Raw genomic sequence first — 17105 nt, 5'->3', positions numbered from 1 at the left:
GGTCAATGCAGGCGCGATGCGTCATCCAGCAACGCAAGCTCCTCTGGGAAAAGGCGCAAGTCTGCATGGGCAACCAGGGCTGTCAGCTGTTCTAGATTCCGTGCGCTGGCAATGGGGGCTGTAACTGTGGGCTGAGCTGCCAGCCAGGCGAGGGCAACCGTTGCGGGCGCCACGCCGTGCGCACGCGACACCGTTTCAAGCGCATCCATCACCTTTTCGCCGCGACCGTCCAGGTAAGCCTGTGCGGCGCCGGCGCGCGGGCTGTTTACAGGCTCTCCACTCCTGTATTTCCCGGTGAGGAAACCACGGGCCAGGCTGTAGTACGGCATGACGCCGAGCTTCGCCTGCTCCGCCAGCGGAAGCAGGTCATACTCAATGCCCCGTTCCATCAGGCTGTACTGGGGCTGCAGGGCAACGGGGGAGTGAAGCCCGTTTTCGCGGCAGATGTCCAACCATCGCCGGATGCGCTCGGGGGAGTAGTTGGAGATGCCGATGTACCGGACTTTGCCCTGATCAACGAGGGCGGACATGGCAGCGGCACTTTCCTCCAGCGGTGAGTCGGAGTCATCGAAATGGGCATAGTAGAGATCGATGACATCGATGTTCAACCTTGACAGCGATGCTTCCGCGCCCGCGGCCACCGTAGAAGGAGCCATCCCCCTGTACCTGGGGTGCTGGCTGACCTTAGTCGCAACGACGATGTCGCTCCGGTTTCCTCTGGACTTCATCCACTGTCCGAGAATCAGTTCCGATTCCCCGCCTTCGTTTCCCGGCGCCCAGAAAGAGTAAGAATCGGCGGTATCAACGAAGTTTCCGCCCGCTTCCGCATAACTGTCCAGGACGTTGAACGATTCGGCTGTGTCTGCCGTCCAACCAAAGACGTTACCGCCCAGTGCCAGGGGGAAAACGTCCAGGTCCGAGGCACCGATCCGGTTGCGCTGGGCGGTCATGAGGCGTCCGTGGTTCGGGCGGCTGGATCGAGGAGGATCTTCACTGCCTGACGGTTTCGGAGCAGTTCGATGGCGGCGCCAAAGTCGTCGAAGCCGAGCCGATGGCTGATGAGGCGTTCGAGCTGGGGCGCGGCGGCGAGCCTTTCTCCCATGATCTTCCAGGTCGAGAGGTCGTAGGCCCGGGAGCCGACGATGTTGATCTCGCGTCGGGCCAGGTCTGCCGTGTCGACAGGGGTCGGTTGTGCCGGCAGCCCGACACAGACGACGGTTCCCCCGTCAGTACACGCGGCTACGGCTGTTGCCACAGCGCTGTGGTGTCCGGCCGCCTCGATCACCACATCAAAGGCCTGCTCTACCGAGTCGTCAGGACCGATTGCAAGGCAGGCGGTGGCACCCAAATCGCGAGCGAGGGCCAGCTGGTCGGCGTCCGCCGGTGTGCCGATCATAGTCACCGGATACTCCCCGAGGGCGCACTGAACCAAAAGTCCGACCGTGCCCGGACCCACTACGGCGACCCGGGGAAGATAGCCCGGCGGAAACTGATCGAAGTTGGCCCGTTCGACGGCGTGGACTGCCACAGCGAAGGGCTCCGCCAGTGCCGCCGTTTCGTCGGTGACGGAGTCAGGAACCGGGACGATATTGACGGCCGGGACGACGAAACGTGAGGCGCAGATCCCGTCGATATCAAGGCCAAGGACCTTGAGGTTCTCGCAGAGCATCGACCGGCCCGAAAGGCATCGGCTGCACCGCCTGCAGGTGACGTGGCTTCCGCCCACCACACGCTGCCCGGGCTGCAGGCCCGGGTCGGCGTCGCCGTTCCCGATCATGTCAGGAACGGCGGATCCCAGTTCGACAACCCGGGCTACGAACTCATGGCCGAGGGTGAGTGGAAAGCTGGGACGGTAGCCACCGCGTGCCGCGGCGTCCCGGTCCACCATGGCAACATCAGTGTGGCACAGGCCTGCGTAGATAAGCTCCACGAGAACATCCCGCGGCCCGGGTGTGGGTTCCGGCAGCCGGGCCACGCTCACGTTACCTAGGCCAGGGCTGGGGTCGGATTTGACGAGTGCCGTGATGGTGCCGACACTGCTCTCTGTGCCGGCACCATGCTGGGTAGCTGTACTCACGAGACGACTTGCTCCGATCGGGACGCCAGGATGGCTGTCGTTGTTTCGGCCAGGCCCTCCTCCAGGGAGGTTTTGGCCTGCCAACCAATTTCACTATAGATGCGGTCGCAGTCCATGGCTCCCTTGTGGGCTGCCAGAACGCCCGGTGCCAGCTCCAGCGCGCCGGCCCCCAGCTTTACCTGCCAGCCCGGGTTCTGCTCCCGGATGATGTCCGAGAGCTGTCGAACCGTTACAGAGCGGCCCGTAGCGACGTTATAGGCCCGGTGCCGCAGCTGGGGGGCCTCAAGCAATGCAAGGACTCCATCCAGCGCATCGTCGATGTGGGTGAAATCGATGAGCTGGTCTCCGCCCCTGGGCATGTCACTTTTGACGCCTGCTGCGGCGTCCTCCAACCAGCTGTTCGGGACCCGGTTGCGGGGGAACCCGGGACCGAACACCCAGCACAGCCTGGCTGCTACGTAAGGCAGATCATGGTGGTCCGCGTAGTAGGTGCCCAGCTGTTCGACGGCAAGCTTGGAGATGCCGTAAGGGGAGATGGGTGCCCGGGTGGCATCTTCGGTGATTGGGTTCTGGGTGAAGTGTCCGTAGACCTCCTCGGAGGAGAGGTCTACCAGGCGACGTACGCTGCCGGTCTCTACGATGGCGTCGAATACCGCCAGCGCACCGTTGATGTTGATTCGCACGGCATGGGAGGGGCCGACCGCGCTTGCGGCGACACCTACGACGGCCGCGGCGTGGACAACTTCCGTGACTTGGTTTTGGCGGATGATAGTGGCGATTGCGGCCGAGTCCGTCACGTCGCCTTCGGCGATGGTTACCAGATGGGCCAGTTCAGGTCCGGCGACTTCGTCAGCGGTCCTGACGGACTTGTCAAAGGCAACTACTTTCTTGCCCTGCCTTGTGAGGGCCTTGACGATATGGCTGCCGATGAATCCGCAGCCGCCGGTGATCAGTACAGTCATCGTGTGGTCCTTGCTTTCGTGGAATGTACGGGTCCTGCGACCGGCTCCCCTTCCTCACCGAGGTCACGGCGTACGGTCTCCCTGGCCAGAAGCACTGCGACGAATGTGATGGTGCCGGCGGCGATGAGGTAGATGGATACCGGCCATGAGGCGCCGGCAGTAGCCGCGACCAGGGCAGCGGCGAGGAACGGGGCCGGCCCTCCGCCGAAGACAATCGACAGGTTGTAACCGAGGGAAGCTCCGGTGGTGCGGATGCGTGTGGGGAACAGTTCTGCGTAGAAGGATGCTGCGACAGCCCACATTGCTCCGTGTCCCAGGACGAAGGCAAGGATGATGCCCAGCCACAGGAGGGGAGTAGATCCCGTGTTCACGAGCCAGAAGAACGGGAAGGCGAAGACGATCCAGAAGAGGGCTCCCATCATGTACACCTTACGGCGGCCGACCTTGTCCGAGAGTGCGCCGAAGATCGGGACAACGATCACTTCAAGGGCTGCGGCGACGGTGATGGCGGTGAGAATCATGGATGCCGAGTAGCCCATGTTCTTGCCGTAGCTGACAATGAAGGTGCCGGCGATGTAGAAGCCGATGTCGGGGGCGAAACGGGCGCCCATGGCAACGAGCAGGCTGCGCCAGGACGTGCGGAACACTTCTACCACCGGTATTTTGCGTTCGGCGGAGTCCTCCAGCTTGAGTTCTTTCTTTGCCCGTTCGAATTCGGGGGATTCAAGGATGTTCAAGCGAATGTACAGGCCGATAGCGACGAGGGCGAGGCTGGAGAGGAATGGAATCCGCCATCCCCAGGCAATGAGCTGGTCTTCGGGCAACTGGGTGATGAGGGCGAACATGCCGGTGGCCAGGAGCAGGCCGGCAGGGGAGCCGATCTGGACGATGCTGCCGACCAGGCCGCGTCGTTCCGGCCGGGAGAATTCTGTGGCTAGAACAGTTGCCCCGCCCCATTCACCGCCGACGGCGAAGCCTTGGCAAAGCCTGAGGACAACCAGGAGGATGGGCGCCCAGACCCCGATCTGATCGAAGGTTGGCAGCAGGCCCATGCCGAAGGTGGCGAAGCCCATGAGGAGCAGGGAGGCCACGAGCATCTTCTTGCGTCCGACCTTGTCAGCGAGGTGTCCGAAGACCACGGCGCCGAAGGGGCGGGCTACGAAGCCGACACCGAAAGTGGCGAAGGCGGTCAGTGTGCCGATGAGCGGGTCAACGTTGGGGAAGAAGACTTTGTTCAGCACTAGGGCAGCGGCCGTGCCGTAGATGAAATAGTCGTAGAACTCGACAGTAGTTCCGATGGCGCCGGCCATCGTGACCCTTCGGATCATTTTCGCGGTAGGCGCCGCGGATGCCTCTTGTGTATTCACAGGATCCTCACTTCATTGAGAGAAAAAATTGTTGGGGATGAATCAGGAGCTGGTGGGGGACAGGGAATGTTATGCGTCGGGCCAGCCGAAGGACGGTGTGGGGGCGGACAGCGGCGGCAATTCCCACGTGGCGGCCGAGGGAAGGCCGATGGAGTCGTCCACCCGGACGTCGATAACCACTGGTCGGTTCATGGCGATGGCGGTCTGCAGTGCCGAGGCCAGGTCGGAGGGGTGGGTGACCGTAATCCCTTCGCCTCCCATGGACCGGGACATGGCAGCGAAGTCGCTCTGGTGCGGCTCTCCGGTTGCGTCCATGCGGAAGGTGGTGGCCAGTTCGCGGTCTTTGCCGAAGTAGAGGCGCTGCTGGTCGCGGATTGACATGAAGCCCCCGTTGTTCCAGACAACCCAGACGGCGGGAATGTTGTACTGGACTGCTGTTGCGACGACGCTGGGCAGCATCATGAAGCCGCCATCGCCTACGACGGCGACCGCAGGGCGGTCCGGGGCAGCAAGGTGGGCGCCGATGACACCGCCGAGGCCGAAGCCCATGGAGGCAAATCCCCAGCTTTGCAGCAGGGTTTGCTTGGTGCCGGGCCGCCACTCCTGCACAATCCAGTTGTGGTGGACGCCAACGTCGCTGATCAGGATTCCGTCTGCAGGCAGCGCGCCGCGGAGTTCGTGAAGTACCCGCTCCGGGCGGATGGGAACAGCATCGGAGGTGCGGTTGGGTGCGATGTGGCTCTCCCAGCTTTCCCGCCAGACCTTGATGTCGTTGAGCCACTCCTGACGCGAGGTCGAGGTCTCGGAGAGGTCGAGGCCGGCCTGGAGCTCACGGATCAGCTGGCGGACTACCTCGCGCGGCGAGGCCGCGACACCTACCGTTGGCGGGAAGTTGCGCCCGATTTCGGTGGGATCAATGTGCACGTGTACGAGCTTGGTTTTCGGGAAGGAATAGGTGTAGCCGGGCAGCCAAGAGCTCGTTGAGCGGTCATCGAAACGGGTTCCGAGAGCGATGACGAGGTCGGCGTTGCGGGTAGCCCGGTTGGCCTGGTAGGTGCCGTTGCGTCCTGTGGCGCCAAGGGACAGTTCGTCATCTGCATGAATGGCAGACTTGCCCAAGGGCGTAGTCGCCACCGGGATGCTGGCCAGCCGGGCCAGCACCAGCAGGTCTTCGGTTGCCTCATCGAGCTCGACGCCGGACCCAGCGACGATCACGGGTCGGCGTGCTTCTGCCAGAAGTCTGGCAATTGCAGCGACGTGTTCCGCGGAGGCTCCTACGCGGGAGCTTCCGGTAGTGTCCCACAGAGCAGCATCTTCGACTTCGGTGGTGGTCTTTTCGACGAAAACGTCCAAGGGCACGTCCAGGTGGACCGGACCGGGGCGGCCGTTACGCATGGTGGCAAATGCCTGACGCATCATCAAGGGAAGTTGTTCGGGGCGGGTCGCCTGGTAGCTGCGCTTGACGTAGGGCCGCATGACGCTGGTGAAGTCCGCCTGGTAGTGGCGGCCGGTTTCCTGGAAGGGTCCCCGGTTGAACTGGCTGGTGGCCACATTGCCCGTGATGGCAAGAAAAGCGGAGTCATCCATCAGGGCTGAGCCGAGTGCAACAGGCATGTTGGCGGATCCCGGGCCACACGAGGTGAACGTGGCCAGGGGTTCGTGCTTGATGCGGTAGTAGGCATCCGCGATGAAGCCGGCAACCGATTCATGATGCACCGAGATGGTCTTGATTTCATCCTGGCGGTCGTAGAGTCCGTCCAGTAGTCCGAGGTCGCCGTGGCCGCACAGGCCAACGACATAGGGCACCTTTTCCCGGATTAGATGTTCGGTAATTATTTCTGCGCCGTTGCGTTCCACTCTGAGTTCCTTTGCGTAATGGGCAATCCCTTGCGTTATAGCCAACATAGGGTAGTGTGAGTCACATAGTCAAGCTCTTAAATGGATCGAAGGAGATCGAATGGAAACCGGAAGAACCGGGTTGCTGATCGACGGACAGTGGCAGGCCCCGTCCAACGTCGTTACCGTCTGGGACAAGTACACGCAGCAGGAAATCGCCAAGGTTGCTGTTGCCACCCCGGCAGATGTCGACCGCGCGATTACCGGAGCACAGGCAGCAAGCCGCACGGTTCTGCCGGCCGCCCGCCGGCAGGAGATTCTGCTCAAAGCAGCGGACCTCCTCGTGGCCGAGCAGGAAGAAATCGTCGCGCTGTACATCGCGGAAACGGGCTTCACCCGCACGGACGCTGTTAACGAACTCAAGCGCACCGCCGATCTATACCGGCTGTGCGCCGGCGAAGCGGTCCGTATCGCCGGCGAGGAAATCCCCGTGGCGGCCACTCCGGGCAGTGAAAACCGCATGGCCTTCACAACCAGGGTGCCCGTTGGGATCGTTGGTGCCATCGCACCCTTTAACGCTCCGCTTTCAACCGTTGCCCACAAGGTCGGACCGGCTCTGGCTGCCGGCAACGCCGTCGTCCTCAAGCCGGCTGAAGTGACACCCCTGTGTGCCATGGCGGTCGCGGACATCTTCCAGCGCGCCGGACTGCCGGCCGGATACCTTCAAGTAGTGTGCGGCTCGGGCCGGACGACGGGAGACGCCCTGGTGCGCGACAACCGCATCCGTTTCTTCACCTTCACGGGGTCGACGGCGGTTGGACGCATGATCAAGGCAAATTCCGGTATCGCCCGTGTCCATCTGGAGCTTGGGGCCAACAGCGCTTCGATCGTGGCCAACGACGCGGATCTCGACCTTGTCGCCCGGCTGGCAACCAAAGCCGGTTACCGCAAGGCAGGGCAGGTTTGTACAAGTGTTCAGCGCCTGCTTGTGGAGAAGGGCGTCTTCGACGAACTCACCGAAAAAATGCGCCGCAACGTTGGTGCGCTGCGTTTTGGTGACCCCCGTGCGCAGGGGACCGATGTAGGGCCGATGATCGCTGCGAAGGAAGCCGAACGTGCTGCGTCTTGGATTGCTGAAGCCCGACGCGGTAACGACAACGTCATGGGCGGCCAGCTGGACGGGTCCGTCCTTGAGCCCGCCCTCATTATCGATCCGCTCCCGGACATCCGTCTGCTCAACGAGGAAGCGTTTGCCCCTGTCGTCACCCTGGTCCCGGTTGATTCCGTGGACCAGGCGGTACAGCAAGTCAATGACGGTCAGTACGGGCTTCAGACGGGCCTGTTCACCCGGGACCTGGACCGGGCCTTCCATGCCGCCAAATCCCTCCAGGTGGGCGGGGTCATCATTAATGACACCTCCAGCTACCACGTCGACTCAATGCCCTACGGCGGCGTAAAGGACAGCGGCATCGGCGTTGAAGGACCCAAGTTTGCTGTACAGGACATGACCGACCCGAAGCTCATTGTCCTGAACCTGAACACACCCAAAGCCTCAAAGGAAGGTAACTGATGAGTACCGAAATCCAGGACGACGCCACCACTCCAGCGACTTCCCAGGAGCTTCTGCCCCTCAGCGGCTGCAGCTTTTCCTGGTTGCACCAGGCCCCATTGATCGATGCCCTGCGGGGGTTGGCTGAAAACGGATTGAGCACCTTCGAACTCACGACGGCTCCTCCGCACCTTTTCTCCCCGACCTTCAGCCCCTATGAACGCCACGAGCTCAAGCGCAATATGGCCGCCATGGGCGTACAGCCCATCTCTTTGAACCCCAGCTTCGTGGACCTGAATCTCATCAGCACCAATCCGCATATTCGTGAAGTCAGCGAACAGCAAATGCGTGCCGAGATCGAACTCGCCCACGACCTGGGAGCCAGTTTCGTCGTCCTTATTCCCGGCCGCCGACATGGACTGGCACCAGCTCCGGCGGAAGCCGTGCACTGGGTCCTCGACGATGCACTTGAACGGCTTGTCGGAAGGGCCGTGGAACTGGGCATCACGATTGCTCTGGAAAACAGCCCCTACGGCTTCCTTGGCTCCGGCGCAGAATTGCTTGAAATCGCCGATCGGATCGACTCACCCAACCTCGGAATCACCTACGATGTCGCCAACGCCCTCGCGTTGGAGGACCCTTCCGAAGGGTTGCGGCGGGTAGCGCGCCGCCTCCGCCTGGCGCACATCAGCGACACCTGGCACGATCACTGGGCCCATACCTCCGTGGGACGAGGGGACGTCAATTTTGCGGCCTTCGCCGCGACGCTTCGCGAAATCGGATTCACGGGCCCGACTGTCTACGAACTCGTCGACAACGAATCCCCCGACGGCAGGCTGGCAGCCGACATTGCTAACCTTGCTGCAGCCGGATGGTCGGCAGAAGTCGCGCCTACGCTGGAGGTCACCCGATGACACACGAGTCCCTGCGCCCGAGCGGCGTCGACGTTGTTGTCGCCGGATCCGGTGCGGCCGGCCTGGTTGCCGCCATAACCGCCGCCCACAGCGGCGCCAATGTCCTTGTCCTGGAAAGCGCTGATGAATTCGGCGGGACCACCGCCCTCTCCGGAGGACGTGTTTGGATCCCCGGTTACCGGTCAACAACTGACAACATCGAGACCGGACTTCAGTACATGCGGCAAATCTACAGCCCCAAGTATCCGGAAATGGTCGAAGCTTCCGCCCGCACGGCGCCCGAAATGGCTGACTTCGTCGAGGCGACAACCCCGCACCGTTGGGTCGCATGCCCGAATTACCCGGATTACCACACCGATCTCCCGGGCTCACGCGCCGGCGGACGCTGCTTTGACATGGTCCCGCTGGAAACCGATTCCCTTGTCCCCGAAGCCCGCCAAGTCCGCATTCCACCGGGATACACGCCCATTACCCATGAGGACTGGGAAAGCTGGAGGTACCCGTCCTACTACGACCAGGCACAAATCGAGGAACGGCGTAACCGTGACATCCGTACGGCCGGCGTCGCCTTGGCTACAGCACTCGTCGACGGCGCCGTGCGGGCAGGCGCTCAGCTGGTTTCCTCCGCCGCCCTCATCGGAGCACATGTGGATAAGGAAGGGGCAATCGAATCCGTAGATGTTCGGGTCGCAGGGGTCAACGGCATCGTCAGAATCCAGACCCGTGCTCTGGTCCTGGCCACCGGCGGCTACGACCAGGACCCGGATCTGAAGAACCAGCTGCTTCCGGAGCCATTGGCAGTGTCCGCCGCTGCACCGGAAAACACCGGAACCACGTTGAAGCTGGCCGGCAAACTAGGTGCCGCACTCGACAACACCGAAGAAGGCTGGTGGATGCCGATGGTGCAGGTGCCGGGGGAGACCCTCAAGGGAGCCGAGTACCCGCGCGGATTGGTCCGCGAACGGGGTGCGCCACGTCAGATCCTGGTGAACCGGCAGGGTCGCCGCTTCGTGGATGAGGCAAGTCCTTACAACGAGTTGGGCAAGGCGCTGCATAAGCGCGCACAGGACGGCACCTATCCCAACCGCGATGCGTTCCTGATTTTCGATGAGGTTTTCCGGCAGAAGTACGCCTTGCCCGGTCTTGCCCCCAGCGGCGAAGTGCCGTCGCATGTCACACAGGCCGAGTCGCTTGAGAAGCTTGCTTCGGCCGTCGGAATCGACGCGAACGGTCTGCAGGAAACGGTTACGCGCTGGAATGAGTCGTGCAAGAATGCCGTGGACCCTGACTTTGGCCGGGGCAGCAACGCCTATGACAGGTACTACGGTGACCCGGCACAACCCGAGGCCCCTAATTTTGGACCGATTGACCGTGCCCCCTACTACGCGGTCCGGATGCTGCCCGGGACTATTGGCTCCAAGGGCGGACCGGTCACCGACGTGAACGCCAACGTTCTCCGCCCCGATGGCACGGCAATCGCCGGCCTGTATGCTGCGGGCAACGCTGCCGCGTTCTGGACAGGCGATGGTTACCCGGGCCCTGGAGCCACTCTGGCAGTGGGTATGACGTTTGGATACCGGGCAGGGAAGGCCATCGCAAAACAAATGGCCTACCCTTCTATTAAGGCCTCTGTGGCCTTAAACGGCAGCTAGGGAGTAGCAAATGTCCGTGGACAGCGATATCAAGGGTCCCGAATCCACAACAAAGAACGCAGGCGACCGTCGAGTCGTGGGCTCGTTGTTGCACGGCCTGGAGATCCTACAAATGTTCAGCCGTGAACGGCGGATCATAGGGATCGGGGAAATGGCCTCCCAGCTGGGGCTGCACAAATCAAGCGCGTCCCGACTCGCGTCGACCTTGGCATATGCAGGTTTCCTGGAAGCGGACGTTTTGCCTGGTACGTACCGGGTAGGCAGCAAGATAGCGGCGCTGGGAACACTCGCCGAGCAGGACCTGGACATCGAACGCACCGTCCTCCCTTATCTCCGCTGGCTTACCTGGCGTACTGGCGAGACCGGTCACCTTGCCATCCTCGAGGGGGGCAATGCCAAGACGATTGCCATCACTGATGGCTGGCACACTGTGAGGATGCACTCATGGGTCGGAAAGTCGGCGCCGGCGTATGTCAGTTCAATGGGCAAGGCCTTGCTGGCAGGGCTGAACGCGGACGAGCTTCACAGCCTCTACCGAGACGAGGACTTCGTTCCGAAGACAGATCAGACGGTGAAGAACTACGGGGAGCTTGAAAAAGACCTAATGAAACTCCGCGGTCAGGGCTACGGCTTTGACAACGAGGAGCTCGAATACGGACTCCGCTGCATCTCAGCCCCCATTGTGGGTCCCGACAATACCGTTGTGGCAAGCATCAGTATTTCCGGCCCATCCCAGCGCATGACTCTGGAGCGGATCGCCCAAGTCGCGGCGCAGGTACGTTGGGCCGCCCGTGGTGCCAGCCTCGCACTTGGATCAGCAGGTACCCCATCCGGATGGAAGGCGGCCCCCGGATCGGCGCCCGAACCGTTGGCCTGGGTTGAAGAAATCCGCAGCCCCGAGCGCATCCCGGAGCCTCAGGAACCCATTTGGATCAGCGCGTAAGCCGACGGACGGACGAGTAGGAATAACCGGCTGAAACCCCGAAGGGTCTGCCCGAGCCGCCGTGGCCGGGCAGACCCTTCGCCGCGTCAGTGTTGCGGCAGTCAGGAGAGCCCCAAGGGTCCACAGCACCTGACAACACGGCATGCACGCGGTTATCGCGGCTACGACCGTGAGCGGGAGCATCGCGTCTTGGCCGACGAAGTACTATCTGCAGGGGAGCGATCGTTTGGAACACGAATGGTTACGATTGTTGGCCGGAAACGCGCCGCTTGCCGACTTCGAAGATGCCGCCGAGCAAGGCGATGAACGGGGTGCTGAGCTCGCTTTGCGGATTCGCAGCCGTCTGCTGGAGGAGCAACGAAGCAAAGATGAGTTGCGCTCGGTCAATACGCTTGCAGCCGGCCTAACAGCGATTCGCCCAACACCCGATTTACTACGGGAACTTGTTCAGCAAGTCAGATCACTTCTTGCAGTAGATGTCGCGTATTTTTGTTTGCTGGAGGGCGATACCCTCTACACTCCTGCGGCTGCAGGAGCCATCGGAGATGAACTGACAAGCCGCCCGGCTCCGGCTGGGCACGGCATCGCAGGACGGATCTTCGAAAACCGGCATCCTTTCAGCACCCTCGACTACCTCGCCGACACCCGGATAAGCCACACGAGCGTCAGCGACCGGCAAATTCTTAGCGAAAACATCGTCTCCGTCCTTGGCGTACCACTGATCTTCGGCAACGATCTCTTGGGAGTGCTGTTCGCAGCTCACCGCAGCTCCCGACATTTTCAGAAGGCCGAAATCGAGCTCCTTACGTCGGTCGCGACACACGCCTCGATCGCCGTTCACAACGCTCGCCTCTATGAAGCGGGGGAACGGACAGCCAAGGAATTGGCATCGGCCCACTCGCAAGCTTTGGAGGCTGCGGAACGAGACCGCCGCATAGCCGAATTTCATGCTGGACTGGCCAGTATCGCGCTAGGAGGAGGGACAGTTTCAGAGCTCGCTGAAGCGCTGGCAGCAGCGCTGGACGCTCATGTGGTGATCCAGGACCCCGGCGAACGAAGTCCCGGGCCCGACCCAGCCCCAAATCCAAAAATACTACTTCGAGACCTCGCTGCCGGCGCGGAAACAATGGGCCGCTTGATTGCAAGAAAGGACGCCGGATTCTCTTCACAAGATGTCCGGTTACTCGAAGAAGGCCTCACCGTCCTCTCTCTTCTCCTTCTTTCCGACGCAGCCGTAGCCCGCGCCGAGAGCGCTGCAAAGACAGATTTTGTCCATGCTTTGTTGAGCCCCGACGTCAACGACCCTCAGTCCACGGAGCGGATGGCGCGCCGTCTCGGTTTGGACCTAACCCGACCTATCTCGGCCGGCTTCGCCATGAAACCTGAGAGCGGCAGGGCCGGCCAGGACGACGCAGCCCGCGTTGCCGCCGCCCTAGGCGGTATTTCCGTTGAGTACCTGGGCGGTTGGCTGTTGCTTTTTACAGAATCCAACACTGAGAAAGCTATTGCCCGCGCAAAGGCACTGCTGGGACCCGGATCTCCAACCAAACTGGCTCTCGCTCCCCCCGTCACAGGACGAACGGAACTCGTCAGGTCGGTTCGCAATGCGCGCCGGGCAGCACGGATCCTGGCAGTGTCCCGCACCGAACCTGCGGTCGAGGACTGCCGAAGACTAATGATCTACAGCTTCCTCTTTGACTCGGCCGCTAAAAGCGAATTTCACCACTACGTCTCTACCGTCCTCGGACCCCTCCTCGAGCATGACAACGACCATGGCAGCGACCTCGCCGGGACGCTGTTGACGTTCTTCCAATCCGGTCAGTCAAACGCTGCGACAGCCGAAAAGCTTCATATCCACCCCAACACCCTCTATCGCCGGATGGCCCGGATCGATACCTTGCTGGGTCCCGGTTGGAGGTCAGCTGATCGGTTGATTGAGCTGGCCATCGCCCTGCACGTGCGCAACCTGGACCGCGCCGTCCGTGGGAGCTGACATGGGTTAGTCCACGTATCCGTTCCAAATGACACCCAAGTACAGGGTGATGTCCCTACCCGAAGGCACCAATGTGTGGGCAATTCCCACCTTCTGCGGCTCATGCGCTGAACCATAAAGTCTTAGCCATGACGACGATCACACTCAATGAAGAGACCACCCGCAACGCAACCTCTGCCTCACCAATTGAAAACGTTCGGCGGGCCTTCCCTCAAAGTGAAGAGCGCACCGTTGAGCAGGAACGGCTGATTCGCAAACAGGAACTTGCCGCAACCTTCCGTCTGTTCGCTAAGTTCGGATTCTCCGAAGGCTTCGCAGGACACGTAACGGCACGGGATCCCGGCGACCCCAACAAGTTCTGGGTTAACCCGCTCGCCATGAGCTGGAGGCTTATCAAGGCCTCGGATCTCATTCTCGTCGACCACGAAGGCAACGTAGTCGAAGGAGACAAGCCGGTCAACGCTGCGGCCTTCGCCATCCATTCCAAAGTCCATGAAGTCCGCCCCGATGCTGTCGCTGCAGCACATACACACTCCGTATATGGAAAGGCCTTGGCCAGCCTGGGTATTCCGCTGGCCCCGATCACCCAGGATGCTTGCGCCTTCTATAATGACCATGGCCTTTACCGCGAGTACGGTGGGCCCGCTCTCGACGAAGAAGAGGGCAAGCGCATTGCGGCGTCACTGGGTGGGGGCAAGGCCTCCATCTTGGTCAACCACGGCCTGCTGACGGTCGGCCAAAGTGTCGCCGAGGCAGCTTGGTGGTTCATCACGATGGAACGTTCTTGCCAGGCACAACTGGCAGCTATGGCGGCCGGGACGCCACTTGAGATCGAGCCCGAGATCGCGCAAAAGACTTTCGAAGAAGTCGGAAATTCGGAAGTGGGGCGACTCAACTTCCGTCCCTTGTGGGACGCGATCATCGCCGAACAGCCCGACCTTCTCCAGTAACTACGAGAACCGGAAAATAATGATGAGTGGACTCACTAAGTCGGTACCCATCTCCGACGTGGGCCGGTCGGCCTACCGCAAGATATACAGACGCATCGTTCCGCTGATCATGGTCATGTACCTCCTCAGCTGGATGGACAGGGTCAACATCAGCTTCGCGGCGCTAAGCATGAACAATGACCTTGGGCTAACAGCCACGGCGTTCGGACTGGGCGCAGCTCTCTTCTTCGTCGGATACGTCCTCTGCGAGGTCCCGAGCAATGTCATCATGCAAAAGGTCGGCGCGCGGATCTGGCTTGCAAGGATCATGGTCACGTGGGGTCTGGTAGCCTCAGGGACGGCTTTCATCGTCGGTGAGCAGAGTTTCTACGTCGCCCGCATCCTTCTTGGTGTCGCCGAAGCCGGCTTCTTTCCCGGTGTCCTGCTCTACCTCACGTTGTGGGTCCCAAGCCAGATGCGGGGACGTATCACGGCCCTGTTCCTGATGTCCGCGCCGATCGCCACCGTTATAGGTGCTCCCTTGGCCTCGGCCGCTATGGTGGGCCTGAATGGCTTCCTGGGGCTGGCAGGCTGGCAATGGCTGTTTCTGGCCTTTGGTATCCCTACGGTGGTCGTGGGAATCGCGGCGTTTTGGCTCTTGCCCAGCACACCGGCCCTGGCGGGCTGGCTGAGCAATGAGGAACGTTCCTTCCTCGTTGACCAGCTGAATAGGGAGCGCCAAGAATCCATCGGGCACAAAGCAGCAGCCTCGGCGCTCTCTGCCTTGCGCAATCCCCGCATCATAGGCTTTGCCCTCGCTTTCATCGGCCTCTCTTGTGGCAGCTACATCCTCAGCTTTTTCCTGCCACAGGTTATCGACTCCTTCCAATCCCGGTACGGCGTCAAATTTTCGGTCATGGAGATCGGGCTGCTCACCGCTGTTCCTTTCGGTATTGCTGCCATCACCATGTTCTTTGTGGCACGGGACTCGGACCGGCGCCAAAAGCGCCTTCGATACGTGGTTGGCGGAGAACTCGTTGCTGCAGCAGCATTCGTATTGGCCACATTGGTGGACACGCCAGTACTGTCCATGGTGATGCTGTCGATTGCCGCAAGCGGAATCTATGTTGCAATTCCGCTCTACTGGGAGCTTCCGGGTCAGTATCTTTCGGCAACGACAGCCGGTGCAGGGCTGGCGCTCATCAATTCCACAGGTAACATCAGTGGCTTTGTCGGGCCATATGCAACCGGGGCGCTTAAGACTGCGACCGGATCGTTTGACAGCGGCTTGATCCTCGCCGCCGTCGCCCTCACGATCGCAGCAGTCGCGGTGAGCTTGGTTAGCAGGCGACCACGGAGACGGCTTAGCGAATCGCAGAGCGAGCAAGTGGAGTCTTCTTATACCGAGAGTCCCCAGGGCGTGTAGAGGAAACTGTTGAGCTACGGTGGCGGCACTGCTGAGGCGGGGCCGCCACCGTAATGTCTCAGCCAGACAGTACCTGGAGCAACAGTACGTAAGCCCCAGTGCCGATGCCCACGCTGAGCAGCGTACGCCGTCCGCCCAGCAGGTGCGTGGCCGCTGTTACAGCGACAGCGGCGAAGGCTGCAGTCGTCTGGGCGGGTTCTGCGTGAATGCTGCTTTGCAGAGTCGAGGCCATAAGGATCCCGAGGATACCCACGGGCATCCACGCGGCCAGCACCTTGACCACGGCCGATTCCTGCAGCCGGCCAAGGACCGCGAAAGGGACGGCCCTCAGACTCAAGGTGATAACAAAAACCACGGCGCACACGGCGAGTATGTAGCCCGCGTCAGGCATGTTCCGAGTCCTTCCGCGAGCAGGAGCACGGCCCTGCAGTTCGTCGGAGCAGCGCGTAACGGCACAGAAGCAGGGCCAGGAACAGCAGGAGCGCCGCAAAGAGGGATTGCCCGGGAAAAACGAGTACGGCCACGCCGAAGCTCGTTCCGGCAAGGAGGATTGAGGGGACCTGTTGGCGGTTTCGTGCAGCGTCCAGGGTGAGTGTGACGAACAGGGCGCAAAGCGCGAACTCCAGGCCGTGAATTGGGCCGGGCAGCAGGGACGCCACCATCACGCCCGTCAGGCCGCCACCGACCCAGTAGCTGTGGAACGCGAGCTGCATGGTCACTAAACGCCATGGCGTCCACGTATCTCTGGATGCCGCTGTCACGGCATAGGCCTCGTCAATGAGCGCATACACCGAGTAAGCCTTCGCCACCGCATGAACGGGTATTCACGAGCCGGGAATAGCCCCAACCTGCCGCACGACGGGACCCAACATTCGCGCAAAATAATAGAGGAAGAACAAATGATTCAAGCGTCCAGCACGATCCGCCGGGTTATCACGGCGGACGCCGCCCGGATTGACGATCTTCTGAGCTCGACTGTCGACAGAATCATCCCCGACGCCCTTGCGCTGAACCACGGCATCAGAGTGACCCGACTCGGACCAGGAGAATACACTGTCGAAACCACCGCGGATATTGCTTGCGGGTACACCGTCTATGAGGACTGTGTATGAGCACCGTTGATGACGACTGTGGTTTGGGGAATCCGTCGCACTCGCCGACCACAGTAGGTAGCAGTAACAGCAACCTAGATCGTGGAAACATGCATTAGATGCCGGAAACCTACAACGGCCAGGGATCCAAGGGCAAAGCCAGCCTCAACCTGCGAGCACGACGCGTTGCAGCAAGGCGTGACTGACCTGCGGAAACGTCGGATTTACATGGGGCGGGAGTTATTGCAGCTACTTCCACTCCCGTACTTTAGACTGGCAGCGGGACGTGTTGACGTGGGACGAGTTAGGGCCTTGGCATTTCGCGCGTCTGCTGGTGCGATCGCATCTACACTTCGGTTATGGAAT

15 protein-coding genes are annotated in these 17105 nt (G+C 61.4%); 8 read left to right on the top strand and 7 right to left on the bottom strand.

The features are described from left to right. Positions 1 to 2: 2 nt before the first annotated feature. The 5 genes from J2Y41_RS20825 to J2Y41_RS20805 form a co-directional block, all read right to left on the bottom strand. A complete protein-coding gene (locus tag J2Y41_RS20825) occupies positions 3 to 950 on the bottom strand; it encodes an aldo/keto reductase (protein WP_309931373.1) in 948 nt (315 codons plus the stop codon). Continuing rightward, positions 947 to 2077, bottom strand: coding sequence for an alcohol dehydrogenase catalytic domain-containing protein (locus tag J2Y41_RS20820; protein ID WP_309931370.1), 1131 nt, complete (start codon positions 2075 to 2077; stop codon positions 947 to 949). Before J2Y41_RS20820 ends, J2Y41_RS20825 begins: the two co-directional genes overlap by 4 nt. After that, positions 2074 to 3039, bottom strand: coding sequence for an NAD(P)-dependent oxidoreductase (locus J2Y41_RS20815; RefSeq protein ID WP_309931367.1), 966 nt, complete (start codon positions 3037 to 3039; stop codon positions 2074 to 2076). Before J2Y41_RS20815 ends, J2Y41_RS20820 begins: the two co-directional genes overlap by 4 nt. After that, a complete protein-coding gene (locus tag J2Y41_RS20810) occupies positions 3036 to 4406 on the bottom strand; it encodes an MFS transporter (RefSeq protein WP_309931365.1) in 1371 nt (456 codons plus the stop codon). Before J2Y41_RS20810 ends, J2Y41_RS20815 begins: the two co-directional genes overlap by 4 nt. 69 nt (positions 4407 to 4475) lie before the next feature. Beyond that, positions 4476 to 6263 (bottom strand): thiamine pyrophosphate-binding protein, encoded by a 1788-nt coding sequence (locus J2Y41_RS20805; protein WP_309931363.1) that lies wholly within the window; start codon positions 6261 to 6263, stop codon positions 4476 to 4478. Between the two features lie 100 nt (positions 6264 to 6363). On the opposite strand from J2Y41_RS20805, the gene J2Y41_RS20800 reads away from it, so the two are divergent. The 7 genes from J2Y41_RS20800 to J2Y41_RS20770 all read left to right on the top strand — a co-directional run bounded on the left by J2Y41_RS20800 (position 6364) and on the right by J2Y41_RS20770 (position 15648). Further along, positions 6364 to 7812, top strand: coding sequence for an aldehyde dehydrogenase family protein (locus J2Y41_RS20800; RefSeq protein WP_309931360.1), 1449 nt, complete (start codon positions 6364 to 6366; stop codon positions 7810 to 7812). Then, on the top strand, positions 7812 to 8705 hold the full coding sequence (locus J2Y41_RS20795; RefSeq protein ID WP_309931358.1) for a sugar phosphate isomerase/epimerase family protein: 894 nt from the start codon (positions 7812 to 7814) through the stop codon (positions 8703 to 8705). The genes J2Y41_RS20800 and J2Y41_RS20795 overlap by 1 nt, the downstream gene beginning before the upstream one ends. Further along, a complete protein-coding gene (locus tag J2Y41_RS20790; protein WP_309931356.1) occupies positions 8702 to 10357 on the top strand; it encodes an FAD-dependent oxidoreductase in 1656 nt (551 codons plus the stop codon). The genes J2Y41_RS20795 and J2Y41_RS20790 overlap by 4 nt, the downstream gene beginning before the upstream one ends. A gap of 10 nt (positions 10358 to 10367) precedes the next feature. Further along, positions 10368 to 11300, top strand: a complete 933-nt coding sequence (locus J2Y41_RS20785; protein ID WP_309931355.1) for an IclR family transcriptional regulator — start codon at positions 10368 to 10370, stop codon at positions 11298 to 11300. Between the two features lie 142 nt (positions 11301 to 11442). Continuing rightward, positions 11443 to 13293 (top strand): GAF domain-containing protein, encoded by a 1851-nt coding sequence (locus J2Y41_RS20780; protein ID WP_309931353.1) that lies wholly within the window; start codon positions 11443 to 11445, stop codon positions 13291 to 13293. Between the two features lie 128 nt (positions 13294 to 13421). Further along, on the top strand, positions 13422 to 14243 hold the full coding sequence (locus tag J2Y41_RS20775) for a class II aldolase/adducin family protein (RefSeq protein WP_309931351.1): 822 nt from the start codon (positions 13422 to 13424) through the stop codon (positions 14241 to 14243). Positions 14244 to 14265: 22 nt separating this feature from the next. Continuing rightward, complete coding sequence (locus J2Y41_RS20770) at positions 14266 to 15648, top strand: MFS transporter (protein ID WP_309931349.1); 1383 nt, start codon at positions 14266 to 14268, stop codon at positions 15646 to 15648. 58 nt (positions 15649 to 15706) lie between these two features. On the opposite strand, the gene J2Y41_RS20765 is transcribed toward J2Y41_RS20770, so the two are convergent. Then, the gene (locus J2Y41_RS20765) at positions 15707 to 16039 is read right to left on the bottom strand and encodes an AzlD domain-containing protein (RefSeq protein ID WP_309931347.1); all 333 of its coding nucleotides are present in this window, start codon (positions 16037 to 16039) and stop codon (positions 15707 to 15709) included. After that, a complete protein-coding gene (locus J2Y41_RS20760; protein ID WP_309931345.1) occupies positions 16032 to 16439 on the bottom strand; it encodes a hypothetical protein in 408 nt (135 codons plus the stop codon). The genes J2Y41_RS20765 and J2Y41_RS20760 overlap by 8 nt, the downstream gene beginning before the upstream one ends. Before the next feature lie 108 nt (positions 16440 to 16547). Between J2Y41_RS20760 and J2Y41_RS20755 the strand changes: the two genes are divergently transcribed. Beyond that, positions 16548 to 16760, top strand: coding sequence for a hypothetical protein (locus J2Y41_RS20755; RefSeq protein ID WP_309931343.1), 213 nt, complete (start codon positions 16548 to 16550; stop codon positions 16758 to 16760). Positions 16761 to 17105 lie beyond the last annotated feature (345 nt).

This window comes from Arthrobacter sp. 1088, from assembly GCF_031455315.1.
In the GTDB taxonomy this organism is placed as follows: Bacteria; Actinomycetota; Actinomycetes; order Actinomycetales; family Micrococcaceae; genus Arthrobacter.
The sequence above is the reverse complement of the archived record's forward strand: the minus strand, read 5'-3'. Positions and strand labels throughout refer to the sequence as shown.